Origin of the sequence: Streptomyces koelreuteriae (assembly GCF_018604545.1) — a bacterium.
GTDB lineage: Bacteria > Actinomycetota > Actinomycetes > Streptomycetales > Streptomycetaceae > Streptomyces > Streptomyces koelreuteriae.
The window spans coordinates 668,514-682,170 of sequence record NZ_CP075896.1 but is presented as its reverse complement, the minus strand read 5'-3'; the positions used below and the strand labels follow the sequence as shown (position 1 = coordinate 682,170).

Sequence of the window (13,657 nt, the reverse complement as noted above, 5' to 3'; positions counted from 1 at the left end):
GGGCGGACACGGCCTAGGGTGGGAGCGTGAGTGATGATCGCAGCAAGGCGCCGCTGGCCGTGTTCGACCTGGACAACACCCTCGCCGACACCGCGCATCGGCAGAAGTTCCTGGAGCGCAGGCCGCGGGACTGGGACGGGTTCTTCGCGGCGGCGCCGCAGGACCCGCCGCTCCCGGAAGGCATCGCGCTGGTTCAGGAGAGCGAGCGGGAGTGCGAGATCGTGTATCTCACCGGCCGGCCCGAGCGCTGCCGCCGCGACACACTCGACTGGCTGGCCGCGCAGGGACTGCCCGAAGGACGCGTCCACATGCGGCCGAACGGCGACCGCAGGCCCGCCCGGGTCACCAAGCTGGAGATCCTGCGCCGGCTCGCCCGCACGCGTGAGGTCCGCGTCCTCGTGGACGACGACGAACTGGTCTGCGAGGACGCCCGGCGCGCGGGCTTCACGGTCGTCCGGGCCGACTGGGCCGCCCGGTCCGCCGAGCTGAAGGAAGCGCAGGAGCGGGAAGGACGGACCTGAGCGCGAACGCTCCCGGCTACTCGCCCTCCTCCAGCCGGAAGCCCACCTTGAGCCCCACCTGCCAGTGCGCGATCTGCCCGTCCTCGAGCTGGCCGCGCACCTGGGTCACCTCGAACCAGTCCAGGTTGCGCAGCGTCTGCGAGGCCCGGCCGATGCCGTTGCGGATGGCCGCGTCGACGCCCTCGGGCGAGGTCCCGACGATCTCCGTGACCCGGTAGGTGTGGTTCGACATGCCGCTGCTCCTCTTCTGCTGCATTCCAGTCACTCCACCGTGCCCCACACGGCGGCGAAGCGCGAGACGTCGCCGCCCGCTCCGCCGCCGTCCCGGGGCTCGAGGGAGGTCAGCGCGCCACGCTCAGCGACAGCGCGAACCGGCCCGCGCCGTCCGTCCACCAGTGCGCCAGGTCCAGCCCCGCCGCCGACAGTTCGCTCCGCACACCCTCCTGCCGGAACTTCGCCGACACCTCGGTGCGCAGCTCCTCGCCCGCCGCGAAGTCGACGGCGAGGTCGAGGGCCGGCACCTTGACCGTCTGCGCCGTACGGGAGCGCAGCCGCATCTCGATCCACTCGTGCTCGGCGTCCCAGACGGCCACATGGTCGAAGGCGACGGGCTCGAAATCGCCGCCGAGCTCACGGTTGATCACGGTCAGCACGTTCTTGTTGAACGCGGCCGTCACCCCGGCCGCGTCGTCGTACGCCCGGACCAGTACCTCCTCGTCCTTGACCAGGTCCGTGCCCATCAGCAGGGCGTCGCCCGGGGCGAGCATGCTACGCACGGTGGCCAGGAACGCGGCACGCTCGGCGGGCAGCAGATTGCCGATCGTGCCGCCGAGGAACGCCACCAGCCGCGGCCCCGGCGTGTCCGGCAGCGTCAGCTCCGCCGTGAAGTCGGCGATCAGCGCGTGCACGTCGAGCCCCGGCCGCTCGGCGGCGAGCGCCTGCCCGGCCTGGGTGAGGGCGCTGCCGCTGACGTCGACGGGGACGTAGGTGTGCAGCTCCGTGAGGGCGTCGAGCAGATGCCGCGTCTTCTCGGAGGAACCGGAGCCGAGCTCTACCAGGGTGCGGGCCCGGGTCGCCGCGGCGATGTCGCCGGAGCGCGCGAGCAGGATCTCCCGCTCGGCGCGCGTCGGGTAGTACTCGGGCAGTTCGGTGATCTTCTCGAACAGGTCGCTGCCGTGCGCGTCGTAGAACCACTTCGGCGGCAGTGTCTTGGGGGTGCCGGTCAGGCCCCGGTGGACATCGGCGCGCAGCGCGGCGTCCGTGGCGTCCTCGGGCAGATGGCGGGTGAGGCGGAACGGGCTCACGTACGGGGCTCCTTCGGGGATGCGGGGACGAGGGCGTCGGCCGGCTCCTTCAACGGGGTGAGCAGCACGTCCGTGCCGCTCGCCGCGAGGAGGGTGCGGTCGGGGACCTCCTGCCAGTGCGGATCGTCGTCGTAGGGCTCGGAGGCCACGACCGTGCCGCCGCCCGGCCGGGTGAGGTACCAGAGGGTGTCGCCCCAGGCGGTCGCGGTGATGGTGTCGCCGTTGTGCATCAGGAGGTTGAGCCGGGAGCCGGGGGCCGCGGCGGCGACCTCCAGGACCGTGTCGGCCAGCGCCTGGCCCTCCTCGTCACCGCCGCGCAGCCGGGCCAGCACCAGCGCCCACACGAGCGCCGAGTCGTTGCGGGCCTCCAGCGACAGCAGGTCCTCGGGCGGCAGGCTCCGGGACACCGGCGCGAGCGAACCGGGCCAGCCCTTGACCGCGCCGTTGTGGCTGAACAGCCAGGTCCCCGCGGCGAACGGCGCCGCCGCGGCCTCCGCGTCCGCGCCCGACAGGGTCGCGTCCCGCACCGCCGCGAGCAGCGCGTTAGTCGTCACCACCCGGGCGAGATCGGCGAAGGACAGGTCCGCCCAGATCGGCCCGGCCCGGCGGTAGCGGGCCGGCACCGGATCGCCCTCGGCGTACCAGCCGACGCCGAAACCGTCGGCGTTGACCGTCCCGTACCGCTGCCGCCGGGGCGCCCAGGACTGCCGGTACAGGCCGTGCGAAGGATCCACCAGGAGCCGCCCGAGCGGCTCACGCGGCCCCACGTACGCCACATGGCGGCACATCAGACCTCCTCCGAGCGGGCCGTGCGGAACCCGGAGAAGATCTGCCGCCGGATCGGATGGTCCCAGTTGCGGAACGTGCCCCGGCAGGCCACCGCGTCCACCGCGAAGGCACCGCCGCGCAGCACCTTGTAGCCGGACCCGAAGAAGACCTCCGAGTACTCCTTGTACGGGAACGCCTTGAACCCCGGGTAGGGCAGGAACTCGCTCGACGTCCACTCCCACACATCGCCGATCAACTGCCGTACGCCGAGCGGGGACTCGCCGGCCGGATAGCTCCCGGCCGGTGCCGGACGCAGATGCCGCTGCCCGAGGTTGGCGTGCTCGGGCCCCGGGTCGGCGTCGCCCCACGGGTAGCGCATGGAACGGTCACCGGCCGGGTCGTACCGGGCCGCCTTCTCCCACTCGGCCTCTGTGGGCAGCCGGCGTCCGGCCCAGCGGGCGTAGGCGTCGGCCTCGTACCAGCACACGTGCAGCACCGGCTCGTCGCGCGGTACGACCTCGGTGAGGCCGAAGCGCCGGCGCAGCCACTGCCTGCCGTCCCGCCGCCAGTACAGCGGGTGGGCGATGGAGTTCCGGCGGATGTGGGTCCAGCCGTCCGCGGTCCACCAGCGCTGGTCGTCGTAGCCGCCGTCCTCGATGAACGCCTGGTACGCGCCGTTCGTCACCGGCGTGGTGTCGATGTGGAACGGCGCGACCTCGCGCCGGTGCGCCGGGCGTTCGTTGTCCAGGGCCCACGGCTCGCCGGAGGTGCCCATCGTGAACGGGCCGCCCGGGACCAGGACTTCGGACGGGCCGGTGAACAGTGGCGCCGGCTCCGGGTCGGGCGCGGTCAGGGCCTGCGGGCCCCTGCGCAGCTGATGTGTGATCAGCATGGTCTCGTCGTGCTGCTGTTCGTGCTGCGCGATCATCCCGAAGGCGAACCCGGCCTCCGTCAGCCGCGTCCCGTGGAACGCGGCCCCCTCCAGCACGTCCAGGGCCCGGCCCCGGACGTCGGCCGCGTAGGTGCGCGCCTCCCCGGGCGACAGCAGGGGCAGCTTCGGCCGCTCGGCCCGCGGGTGCTCGAAGGCGTCGTAGAGGCTGTCTATCTCGGGGCGTATCGCGTCCTGCCCGGCGACGGCCCGCAGCAGCCACTGCTCCTCCTGGTTGCCGATGTGCGCCAGGTCCCACACCAGCGGCGACATCAGCGGCGAGTGCTGCGCGGTCAGGTCGGGCTCCTCGACACAGCTCGTCAGCAGCGTGGTGCGCTCGCGGGCGACCACCAGCGAGGCGACCGCGCGCTCGCGGAGCATCTCGGGGTCGACGGTGTCGATGTCGACGGCGGGATCGGTGTCGGTCATGGGCGGAAGTCCTTCCCGTGGGCGCGACCGTCGGTGGCGCGCTGTCGGTCGAGCAGGTCGTCGGCGGGGCAGCGGCCCCGGACGACATAGCGGTCCAGATGGGCCGAGACGGCCTCCATGACCTCGGGCGCGGCGCCGAGCCGGGGCAGGGCGTCCAGCGCGGTCGTGAAGCACGTGACGGCCACCTCGCGCAGTTCGGCGTCGGCCAGCCCGCTGCGGGCCGCGTCGAGCCACAGCGGGTTGTGCGGCGCGGGCAGTCCCAGCGTCCGCTCGGCCAGCGGCTTCACGGCCCGGTAGGCGGTCTCCGCGGCCTCCGGGTCGTCGAACAGCGCCGCGGTCACGGCGAGCGGCACGATCCAGCCGTCGTCCCCCGGCTGCGCGTCGATCATGCGCAGTTCCAGGTGGCCGCGCGGCCTGACCGGCGGGAACAGCGTCGTGACGTGGTAGTCGAGGTCCTCACGCGTGGGCGGTCTCGGCACCCCCGTCCGGATCCACTCCCGGAAGGTGAGCCCCTCGGGGACGTCCCAGGGCCCGCCGTTCTGCCGGACGCACATCACGGGGGAGTCCAGCACATGCCGGGCCCAGGCGCCGCGCGGGTCGGTGTCCAGCGGCGGTGCTCCCGCCCGGCCGGCGCCGATCCGCGTCCACAGCAGCTGCCGGGTGGACATCCAGCCGGTCGGCCGGTGAACGGCGAGCGGGGAACTGGCGAACGCGGCCACCAGGACCGGGCCCAGATGATGGGCCAGCCACCAGCGCCGCACCAGGCCGAGCGGGCCGGGCTCCTCATGACCGGCGTCGAGGCACACCTGTACGGAGGCGGAGGTGCACATCATGGCGCGGCCGGAGGGGCCCGTGCGGTCCAGGCAGCGCTCCATGGCGTCGTAGCGCGGTTCGCGCAGGAACCGGCGGGGTTCGTGCCAGGGATCGTGGCCGAGGCCGACGAGGGCGAGGTCCTCCTCGCGCAGGACCGTGCGGACGGCGTCGAGGTCGGCGGAGACTGTACCGATGCACTCCGTCAGCGAGTCGGCGGGGGGCGAGCTCAGCTCCAGCTGGCCGCCGGGCTCCACGGTGAGCGCCGACCTCAGAGGCAGGTTCCGCACTGCGGCGTAGGCCGCTTCGAGTCGTTCGGGTGTGACGGGGAGCTGCGGTGCGCGCAGCTCGTGGACGAGCCATTCCACCTCGACCCCGAGGCGGCGTGGCGGGCCGGTCTTGAAGCAGATGCCGCGCACCAAGGCCTCGACGTCTGCGGCGGACAGTGCGGTGGGTGGCTCGGTACAGCCACTCGCCGATGCACTAGGGGAATCGGACATGTCGGGATCCTCCTGAGATTCCACCATGCCATCGGTCCGGGCTCTCGGCGGCCCGGGCCGGGGATCACTCGTCCCAGCCAAGACCTTCACGTCGCTCGGCACAAGGGGGCAAAACAGGGCGTTCCGGGCCGGTCGTCGGGGTCAACCGGACGTTTCCCCGGGCTTTCCCCGGCGTTCCCCGGCGACGGAAACTCCGTTGCGCCACGGAGCGGGCATCACGCACGATGCCTGCGTGAGCACGACAAAGAAGACCGCGGGACGCGCGGTCACGGCGCGTACGGGGGTGGCGCCGTGAGCGCGCGCCTGCGCGGTATCGCGCGGCAGACCGAGCAGATCGTGGAGGCGGGCGTCTATCGGGCGCCGAACGGCCGCGAGGTGTCCATCGCCGGGGAACTGCGGGCCGCGCGCGAGGGCACACGCCTGTACGGGCCGGAACCGGTGCCGGTGCCCTCCGTTCGGGTGAGCCGGACGCAGACGAAGACGCTGATCGAGGTCACCGGCGAGAGCAGCCTGGAGGCCGCCCGCAGGCTCGGCGGGGAGGTGGCCGTGCTGAACTTCGCCTCCGCCCGCAATCCCGGCGGCGGCTACCTGAACGGCGCCCAGGCCCAGGAAGAGGCCCTGTGCCGGGCGTCCGCGCTGTACACCTGCCTGCTCCGGGCCCGTGCCTACTACGACCATCACCGCGCCCACCGCGACCCGTTCTACACGGACCGTGTCATCCACTCACCGGCCGTGCCCGTCTTCCGTGACGACCGGGGCGAGCTGCTGGACGAGCCCTACACCGCGGGCTTCCTGACCTCGCCCGCGCCCAACGCGGGCGTGGTGCTGCGCACGGCACCCGAGCGGGCCCCCGAACTGCCGCGGGCCCTGGCCGTCCGGGCCGAACGGGTCCTGGAGACGGCCGCCGCCCACGGCTACCGCCGGCTGGTGCTGGGCGCCTGGGGCTGCGGGGTGTTCCGCAACGACCCGGCCCAGGTGGCGGGGGCGTTCCGGGCGCTGCTGGAGCCCGGCGGACGGTTCGCGGAGACCTTCGAGCACGTGGCGTTCGGGATCCTGGACCGGACCCGGGAGCGCGCGGTGCTGGGCGCCTTCGAGAAGACCTTTCAGGTCTCACCGGGTGTGTTCCCGCGGTAAGGCCTCTCAGGTCCAGCCGTAGCGTTCCTGCAGCCGGCGCCTGACCCGGTTGAACCGCATTCGGTCCACCGCGCAGGCCTCCCGGCGCATCCCGTCCTCGTGCAGGCGCAGCACCCGGTCCACGCCGACCCACGAGAACCGGCCCGACCGGTCCCACGGCCCGCTGCCTATCGGCACCCACTCCCGGTCGCCGTCGTGCTCCCGGCTGGACAACTGCACGGCGAGGAAGGTGCCGCCGGCCTCGCGGGCGACGACGAGCACCGGGCGGTCCTTGCCGCGCCCGTCGTTCTCCTCGAAGGGCACCCACGTCCAGACGATCTCCCCGGGGTCCGGGTCGCCGTCGTGCGCGGGGGAGTACTCCGTGCGGACCCGGCCCACCTCGCGCGGGTCGGCCTGGACGGTGGCGGAGGGGCCGTGGCGGCCCGGGGCGTTCTCATCGGTAAACAGGGTCACGGGGGCACCCTAGAGGCTGCCCCCCGTGGTCACACCCGGCGGGTCACTTGTCGTCCACCGGTACTTTCTGGGCCTGCCCGTTGAGGGGTGAGGTGCCCTGTGGCGCCTGCCCGTTCCGGTCCATCGACGCGAGCAACTGGCGGGCCAGGCCAAGACCCGTGCCGCCCATGGTGAGGGCCTTGGCGAGCATGTCCGCCATGCCGTCGGCGCCGTTGAGGACCACCATGTTGTCGACGTTGCCGAACGCGGACGCGCCCGCCTTGACGATCTCCGGCCAGTTCTCGGCGAGTTGCTGGGCGACGACGGCCTCCTGGTTCTCGGCGAGGGCGGCGGCACGGGCCTTGATGGCCTGGGCCTCCGCGAGCCCCTTCGCCTTGGCGGCCTCGGCCGCGGCCAGCCCCCTGGCCTGCGCGGCCGCCGCCTCGGCCTCACCGGTCGCCCGGGTGGCCTGCGCGGCCGCCTCGCCCCGCGCCTTGGTCGCCTCGGCCTCGGCACCCGCGGCCGTCTTGACCCGGGTCGCCTCGGCGGCGGCCGCCAGCTCCGTCTCCTTCGCCTGGGCCTCGGCCCCCGAGATCCGCGCGTCGCGCTCCGCCTCGGCCAGGGTGCGTGTCTCGTAGGCCGCCGCGTCGGCGGGCTTGCGGACATCGGCCTGGAGCTGCTGCTCGCGGCGGTGCGCCTCCAGCTCCGCCACCCGTGTCTCCTGGACGACGACCTCCTGCCTCGCCCCGGCCTCGGCGAGCGGACCTGCCTGCCGGGCCTTGGCGGCGGCCTTGTCGCGCTCGGCCTGGTAGCCGGCCTGGAGGATCTCGCTGTCCCGGGTGGCTTCCGCCATCCGGGCGAACGACTGCTGCTCGGCCTCGGTGGCCAGCCGGTTCGCCTCCGCCTGCGCGATCCGGGCGTCCCGCTGCACGGCCGCCGCGTGCGGCATGGCCAGATTCCGGATGTACCCGGTCGGGTCCTCGATCTCGTGGATCTGCAGTGAGTCCACGATCAGCCCCAGCTTCTCCATCTCCGTGCCGCACGCGGCCCGCGTCTGACCGGTGAGCTTCTCCCGGTCCCGGATCATGTCCTCGACCGTCAACCCGCCCACGATGGACCGCAGATGACCGGCGAACACGTTGTGCACCCGCTCCGACATCAGCTTCTGCTGGTCGAGGAAGCGGCGGGCCGCGTTCGCGATCGACACGAAGTCGTCGCCCACCTTGAAGATGACCACGCCCCGCACCTTGAGCGGGATGCCCTGGTGGGTCACGCAGTCCACCTGGAGTTCCGTCTCGTTCAGGTCCAGCGAGAGCTTGCGCACCGCCTGCACCCCGGGCATCACGAGCGTGCCGCGCCCGGTGACGATGCGGAACCCCATCCCCTCCTCGATGCCCTCCGTACGGTGCTTGGACCCCGAGATGATCAGTGCCTCGTTGGGTTCGGCGACCCGCCACATGAGCTTGAACAGACCGATCAGAACGGCGACAGCGACAACCGCCGCCCCCGCCACGACGCCGACGACCATCGGCATTCGCCCCCTCTGCATGGTGCCCTCTCGGCACCGAACGAAGGGGAGTGTGCTCCTGCGCGGGCCCCGGGTACAGACGCCCGCACATCCTTGTCCAAAGCTTGACGCGTACGGCTCTCACCTGCGTCGCAGCGGGCTCAACTGTCGTACGCCGCCGCGACGTAGACGGTTCTCGGCGGCAGGTACTCGACCACCGTCACGACCGTGCCCGGCTCGATGCGGTCCGCCGGAGAGACGGGGTGGGCGAGGAAGTGCTCGGCGCCGCCGCGCACCCGGACGATCACCTCGCCGACCAGCCCGGGCCCGATCGTTCCGGTGACCCGCCCCATGAGCCCGACCATCGACGCGTCCGCCATGCCAGACAGCGTACGGTCGCTCAGGCGGCAGCGGAACGTGCCGTGACCGGCGGCGAGGGCCACTTCTCGTACCAGCGCAGCTCCGCCTCCAACTGGGCCGCCACCTGCAGCAGCAGCGGCTCGCTGTCGGCCGGCCCCAGCAACTGCGCCCCGACGGGCAGGCCGTCGGGCGTGAACCCGGCGGGCACATTGACGCCCGGCCAGCCCAGCACGTTCCACGGCCAGGCGTACGGACAGGCGGCGATCATCGCGCGGTCGGTGGCGAATCCGCTGAGTTCGAGCAGGGCGCCGATCCGGGGCGGGGGAGCGGCGGTCGTCGGCGCGAGGACCACGTCGTACGAGGTGAAGAACCCTCCGATACGGCGGTGCAGGACGGTCTCCGCCCGCCGGGCCGCCCGCAGCGGGGCCCCGCCCAGCAGCCGGCCCAGCCTGGCCGCGTCCCGGGTGCGCCGGTCCAGCAGCGCCGGGAAGGGCGCCTCGCCCACCCGCTCGGCGATCCCGGCCGTCGCGCGCGGCACGAAGGTCAGCCCGATCTGCCCGTACGGCGGGTCCGCCTCCTCGACCGTGTGCCCCAACGCGGCGAGTCGCTCCGCGAGTTCGACGATCCGGGTCCGCACCTCGGGCAGCAGCCGGGCGGGCACCGCCGTGAACGGCGGCTTGAGCGAGAGCGCGATCCGCAGCCGCCCGGGGTCGCGGCCGACGGCCGCCGACGCGTCGACGGGCCGTGGCCGGTGCGGGTCCAGCGCGTGATTGCCGCTCGCCGCGTCCAGCAGCAGGGCCGCGTCGGCGACCGTGCGGGCCAGGGTGCCGTTGACGGTGATGCCCTGGAAGGACTCACCGCGCGGCCAGGTGGAGACCCGGCCGCGCTGCGGCTTGATGCCGACCAGATGGGTCCACGCGGCCGGGATCCGCACCGAGCCGGCGCCGTCCGAGCCGAGCGCGGCGGGTACCAGCCCGGCGGCGACCGCGGCGGCCGATCCCCCGGACGATCCGCCGGGCGTGTGCTCCGTGCTCCACGGGTTGCGGGTCGCGCCGAAGGCGGGCCCCTCGGTGAAGGGCCACTGCCCGAACTCGCAGGTGTTGGTCTTGCCGACGATCACGGCCCCGGCCGCGCGCAGCCGCCGTACGGCCTCACCGTCCTCGGCGACCGGCGGGAACTCCCCGCAGCAGCCGAAGGCGGTCGGCTCGCCGGCCACGTCCATGTCGTCCTTCACCGCCACCGGGACGCCCAGCAGCGGCTTGCGCGCTCCCGAGGCCAGCTCCCGGTCGGCGGCCTCCGCCTCGGCGAGCGCGGCCTCGGCCCGGACGATCCGGAAGGCGTTGAGGCTGCCCTGTGTCGCCTCGATCCGCGCCAGTGTGAGTTCCACCAGGGCGCGGGACGTCACCTCCCCGGCGGCCAGCGCGCGGGCGGTCTCCGCCAGGCCTGCGGCGCGGTCGAGCGTCATGCGGACACCTCCGGGAGCGAGCGGTCTACCGAACGGTAACGTCCGATGGCCGGTGACGGAACGGGGGCGAGGGAAGTGGATGTTCACCGATCCCTTCGGGGCTCAGCGGCTCTCGTACAAAACCATTGACGCACTTCTGCCTCAGCTCTACCTTCTGACCGACTTTCCGAACCCTGTTCGGTATTTCGACCCCCTGCGTCGAGAGCGAGCCGCACATGACTCCCCGTCCCGCCGCCCCGTCCCGCCGTACCCTGCTGCGCGCCGCGGCCGCCCTGCCCGCCTCGGCGCTGCTGCTCGGCGAGACCCCCGGACTGCTCGGCAGCGCCCTGGCCGCCGCACCCCCGAACGGCTCGGCCACCCGCTACACGATCGTGCCGTTCCTCAACAGCGATGACGGCACGGTCAACGTCTACCAGTCGGACGACGCCACCGACTTCCGGCTGCTGCGCTCCTCCGCCTACACACCACCGGCGGGCCGGATCCGCGACGCGAGCGTCCTCAGACACACCGACGGCTTCTACTACGTCACCTACACCACGCGAACTTGGCAGGACACCAGCACCACCATCGGCTTCGCCCGCAGCTCCGACCGCGCCAACTGGACGTTCCTGTACGACTACACGGTCCCCGTCGCGAACCTCTCCCGCGCCTGGGCGCCCGAGTGGTTCGTCGACAGCGACGGCAGCGTCAACGTCATCGTGTCCTGCTCCACCACGAACGACGAGTGGATCTTCACGCCGTACCGGCTGAGGGCCACGAACTCCGCCCTCACGGCGTGGAGTTCACCGGTGGCGCTCTCCGGCATCGGTGCCAACCACATCGACACGTTCATCGTGAAGATCGGCTCGACCTACCACGCCTTCCCGAAGAACGAGACGACGAAGTACATCGAGTACGCCACCGCCACGAACCTCACCGGCCCCTACACGATCCGCCGGACCGGCGACTGGGCGGGCTGGGGCAGCTACCGCGAGGGCCCCGCGCTGGTGCAACTGGACAACGGAGGCTGGCGGATCTTCTTCGACGGCTACGGCGACGGCACCTACTACTACAGCGACAGCCACGACACCTTCGCCACCTGGTCGGCACCGGCCGCACTGCCCGCGATCTCCGGAACCGCACGGCACTTCACCGTGGTCAAGGAGACGGTCGCGGGCGGCCCGACACTGGCCCGGAACGTCACCCGCTCCTTCCGGTCGGCCAACTACTCCACCCGCTACTGGCAGCAGCAGTCGGCGCTCCTCAACCTCCCCGTGGTCAGCGGCTCCAGCACCACCGCCGAGAAGCAGGCCGCCACCTTCACGGTCGTCGCGGGCCTCGCCGACGCGAACGGCTGCTCCTTCCGCGACGCGGCCGGCAACTACCTGCGCCACTGGGACTTCCGCGCCCGCTTCGACCCGAACGACGGCACGAGCACCTTCGCCAAGGACGCCACGTTCGTCCTGCGGACCGGCACGGCGTCGGGCTCCGTCCGCTTCGAGTCGTACAACTACCCGGGGCACTACCTGCGCCACTACGCCTACCAGCTCCGCGTGGAACGCTCGAACGGAACAGACCAGTTCCGGCAGGACAGTTCGTTCGTGCCGGTGGCCTCCTGGGTCTGACCCGCACCCCTCCGGACTACTCCGGGTCCCGCTCCGTGGCCTGGGTGGCGGCTCGTACGAGGTTCTGCTCCAGGCGCTCCAGGGTGGCGAGGGCGTCGGTGCACTCGTCGCCCGAGAGCCCCGCGGTGGAGATGTCCTCGAGCCGGCTCCAGACCCGCTCCACCTCCCGGCGCAGGGCGTGGCTGGCCGCTGTCGGTTCGATGAGCGAGGCGCGCTTGTCGGTGGGTGAGGGGCGGCGGCGCACGAAGCCGGCCTGTTCGAGGCGGCGGACGGTGCGGGTCATGGTGGCGGCGTCGGAGTCCATCAGGCGCACCAGGTCGATCTGACGCTGGGGGCCGAGCTCCCAGAGGTGCATCATGACCAGCTCCTGGCCCGGGTGCAGGCCGATCCGCCGCAGCAGGTGTCCCGCGAGCATGCGGTGCAGCCGGGCCAGCCGGAAGATCGCGTGGCTGATCGGTCCGCCGCTGGCCGCGCCGGGGACCGGCACGGTCGCTTCCTGTTCCGTCACCCCGGAAACCGGCCCGGCGTCAGGTGTGGACTCCGCCATCTCTCCCTCACTCTCCTGTTTGAACAGGATGGATTCTAACTTCCGCCGGGGTGCCCGCCGGAGCTTCGTCTGTCGAGTCGCACATACGCCCAGCTAGATGGGTGTTATCCACCTCACTTCCGATCCCCGGGGGACGGGCCGAGGGAATTTCCTGTTCGGACAAGTGATTTACTTGTTCAGACAGGAAACGGCTGGCGACGCGCCACGGCGCGTCCAGCCCGCACAGCACACCCATCCCGAGGGAACGACCCATGACCACTGCTTTCGACCCGATCGACCTGGGCGGCACGCGCCTGACGAACCGCGTCGTGATGGCGCCCATGACCCGCAGCCGCGCCTACGGCCCCGGCGCCGAGCCGACCGAGCTGATGGCGACCTACTACGCGCAGCGCGCCGCCGCCGGGCTGATCGTCACCGAGGGCGTCCAGCCCTCGGCGGTCGGCCAGGGCTACCCCGACACCCCCGGTCTGCACACCCCCGGACAGGTACGGGCCTGGCGGACGGTGACCGACGCCGTACACCGCGAGGGCGGCGTGATCTTCGCCCAGCTCATGCACACCGGCCGCATCGGTCACCCGAGCCTGCTGCCCGACGGCCTGACGCCGATGGGGCCCTCGGCGGTCGCCGCCCAGGGGCGCGTCTACACCCACCAGGGGCCGCAGGACTTCGTCACGCCGAAGGAGCTGAGCGAAGACGAGATCCTGCAGACCGTCGCCGACTTCGCGCACGCGGCTCGCAACGCCGTCGAGGCCGGTTTCGACGGTGTGGAGATCCACGGTGCCAACGGGTACCTGATCCACCAGTTCCTCGCGGACAACACCAACCTGCGCACCGACGCCTGGGGCGGCGGCGCCGAGGGCCGGATCCGGTTCGCCGTCGAGGTCGTCACGGCCGTCGCCGAGGCGATCGGCGGGCGGCGAGTCGGTCTGCGGATCTCGCCCGGCAACCGGTACAACGACATCGCCGAGGACAACCCGGGCGAGGTCTACGGGGCCCTGCTGGACCGGATCTCCGGTCTGGACCTTGCCTATCTGCACCTGATGGAGGGCCCTGACTCCGAGCTGACCTCGCGGCTGCGCAAGACCTGGACCGGCACGTTCGTCCTCAACCCGTTCACCTACCCCGACACCACCGGCCCCGAGGCGCTGAAGCTGATCGAGGACGGCAGCGCGGACATGGTGGCCTACGGGGCGCTGTTCCTCGCCAACCCCGACCTGCCCCGGCGTCTCGCCGCCGGCGGTCCGTTCAACGACCCGGACAAGTCCAGCTTCTACGGCGGCGACCACCGCGGCTACACCGACTACCCCACCCTCACCGCCTGAGCGGCGGCCCCGCCGACTCCGCCCCT

At 72.4% G+C, this 13,657-nt stretch carries 14 protein-coding genes; 4 read left to right on the top strand and 10 right to left on the bottom strand.

What is annotated here, in order from left to right:
• Positions 1–26: 26 nt before the first annotated feature.
• The gene (locus tag KJK29_RS03115; RefSeq protein ID WP_215117054.1) at positions 27–521 is read left to right on the top strand and encodes a phosphatase domain-containing protein; all 495 of its coding nucleotides are present in this window, start codon (positions 27–29) and stop codon (positions 519–521) included.
• Between the two features lie 16 nt (positions 522–537).
• Here KJK29_RS03115 and KJK29_RS03110 read toward each other — a convergent pair whose 3' ends face one another.
• The 5 genes from KJK29_RS03110 to egtA form a co-directional block, all read right to left on the bottom strand.
• Positions 538–753, bottom strand: a complete 216-nt coding sequence (locus KJK29_RS03110) for a dodecin (RefSeq protein ID WP_193477460.1) — start codon at positions 751–753, stop codon at positions 538–540.
• A gap of 109 nt (positions 754–862) precedes the next feature.
• Complete coding sequence (egtD, locus tag KJK29_RS03105; RefSeq protein WP_215117053.1) at positions 863–1,825, bottom strand: L-histidine N(alpha)-methyltransferase; 963 nt, start codon at positions 1,823–1,825, stop codon at positions 863–865.
• Positions 1,822–2,613, bottom strand: coding sequence for an ergothioneine biosynthesis protein EgtC (gene egtC / locus KJK29_RS03100; RefSeq protein ID WP_215117052.1), 792 nt, complete (start codon positions 2,611–2,613; stop codon positions 1,822–1,824). The genes egtD and egtC overlap by 4 nt, the downstream gene beginning before the upstream one ends.
• Positions 2,613–3,950 carry an ergothioneine biosynthesis protein EgtB gene (gene egtB, locus KJK29_RS03095; protein ID WP_215117051.1) on the bottom strand — a complete coding sequence of 446 codons (1,338 nt, stop codon included), beginning with the start codon at positions 3,948–3,950 and terminating at the stop codon, positions 2,613–2,615. The genes egtC and egtB overlap by 1 nt, the downstream gene beginning before the upstream one ends.
• Positions 3,947–5,260: an ergothioneine biosynthesis glutamate--cysteine ligase EgtA gene (gene egtA, locus KJK29_RS03090; protein WP_215117050.1), complete on the bottom strand. Its 1,314-nt coding sequence runs from the start codon at positions 5,258–5,260 to the stop codon at positions 3,947–3,949. The genes egtB and egtA overlap by 4 nt, the downstream gene beginning before the upstream one ends.
• 291 nt (positions 5,261–5,551) lie before the next feature.
• On the opposite strand from egtA, the gene KJK29_RS03085 reads away from it, so the two are divergent.
• Positions 5,552–6,394 (top strand): TIGR02452 family protein, encoded by an 843-nt coding sequence (locus tag KJK29_RS03085; protein WP_215117049.1) that lies wholly within the window; start codon positions 5,552–5,554, stop codon positions 6,392–6,394.
• 6 nt (positions 6,395–6,400) lie between these two features.
• On the opposite strand, the gene KJK29_RS03080 is transcribed toward KJK29_RS03085, so the two are convergent.
• The 4 genes from KJK29_RS03080 to KJK29_RS03065 form a co-directional block, all read right to left on the bottom strand.
• The gene (locus tag KJK29_RS03080; RefSeq protein WP_215117048.1) at positions 6,401–6,847 is read right to left on the bottom strand and encodes a type II toxin-antitoxin system PemK/MazF family toxin; all 447 of its coding nucleotides are present in this window, start codon (positions 6,845–6,847) and stop codon (positions 6,401–6,403) included.
• A 43-nt stretch (positions 6,848–6,890) separates the two neighbouring features.
• Positions 6,891–8,360: an SPFH domain-containing protein gene (locus tag KJK29_RS03075; RefSeq protein ID WP_215124119.1), complete on the bottom strand. Its 1,470-nt coding sequence runs from the start codon at positions 8,358–8,360 to the stop codon at positions 6,891–6,893.
• Between the two features lie 134 nt (positions 8,361–8,494).
• Positions 8,495–8,713 (bottom strand): hypothetical protein, encoded by a 219-nt coding sequence (locus tag KJK29_RS03070; RefSeq protein WP_215117047.1) that lies wholly within the window; start codon positions 8,711–8,713, stop codon positions 8,495–8,497.
• A gap of 20 nt (positions 8,714–8,733) precedes the next feature.
• Complete coding sequence (locus KJK29_RS03065; RefSeq protein WP_215117046.1) at positions 8,734–10,158, bottom strand: amidase; 1,425 nt, start codon at positions 10,156–10,158, stop codon at positions 8,734–8,736.
• 215 nt (positions 10,159–10,373) lie between these two features.
• Here KJK29_RS03065 and KJK29_RS03060 point away from each other — a divergent pair, with 215 nt between their 5' ends.
• A complete protein-coding gene (locus tag KJK29_RS03060; protein ID WP_215117045.1) occupies positions 10,374–11,762 on the top strand; it encodes a glycoside hydrolase family 43 protein in 1,389 nt (462 codons plus the stop codon).
• A gap of 16 nt (positions 11,763–11,778) precedes the next feature.
• Here the strand turns inward: KJK29_RS03060 and KJK29_RS03055 are convergent, their stop codons facing one another.
• A complete protein-coding gene (locus KJK29_RS03055) occupies positions 11,779–12,309 on the bottom strand; it encodes a MarR family winged helix-turn-helix transcriptional regulator (protein WP_215117044.1) in 531 nt (176 codons plus the stop codon).
• Positions 12,310–12,560: 251 nt separating this feature from the next.
• On the opposite strand from KJK29_RS03055, the gene KJK29_RS03050 reads away from it, so the two are divergent.
• Positions 12,561–13,631 (top strand): alkene reductase, encoded by a 1,071-nt coding sequence (locus KJK29_RS03050; protein ID WP_215117043.1) that lies wholly within the window; start codon positions 12,561–12,563, stop codon positions 13,629–13,631.
• Positions 13,632–13,657 lie beyond the last annotated feature (26 nt).

What these genes read in the sequence shown, in the direction of transcription:
- KJK29_RS03110 (WP_193477460.1), bottom strand. Translation starts at nt 753, where the DNA reads ATGTCGAACCACACCTACCGGGTCACGGAGATCGTCGGGACCTCGCCC.
- egtC (WP_215117052.1), bottom strand. Translation starts at nt 2,613, where the DNA reads ATGTGCCGCCATGTGGCGTACGTGGGGCCGCGTGAGCCGCTCGGGCGG.
- egtB (WP_215117051.1), bottom strand. Translation starts at nt 3,950, where the DNA reads ATGACCGACACCGATCCCGCCGTCGACATCGACACCGTCGACCCCGAG.
- egtA (WP_215117050.1), bottom strand. Translation starts at nt 5,260, where the DNA reads ATGTCCGATTCCCCTAGTGCATCGGCGAGTGGCTGTACCGAGCCACCC.
- KJK29_RS03075 (WP_215124119.1), bottom strand. Translation starts at nt 8,360, where the DNA reads ATGCCGATGGTCGTCGGCGTCGTGGCGGGGGCGGCGGTTGTCGCTGTC.
- KJK29_RS03070 (WP_215117047.1), bottom strand. Translation starts at nt 8,713, where the DNA reads ATGGCGGACGCGTCGATGGTCGGGCTCATGGGGCGGGTCACCGGAACG.
- KJK29_RS03065 (WP_215117046.1), bottom strand. Translation starts at nt 10,158, where the DNA reads ATGACGCTCGACCGCGCCGCAGGCCTGGCGGAGACCGCCCGCGCGCTG.
- KJK29_RS03060 (WP_215117045.1), top strand. Translation starts at nt 10,374, where the DNA reads ATGACTCCCCGTCCCGCCGCCCCGTCCCGCCGTACCCTGCTGCGCGCC.
- KJK29_RS03055 (WP_215117044.1), bottom strand. Translation starts at nt 12,309, where the DNA reads ATGGCGGAGTCCACACCTGACGCCGGGCCGGTTTCCGGGGTGACGGAA.
- KJK29_RS03050 (WP_215117043.1), top strand. Translation starts at nt 12,561, where the DNA reads ATGACCACTGCTTTCGACCCGATCGACCTGGGCGGCACGCGCCTGACG.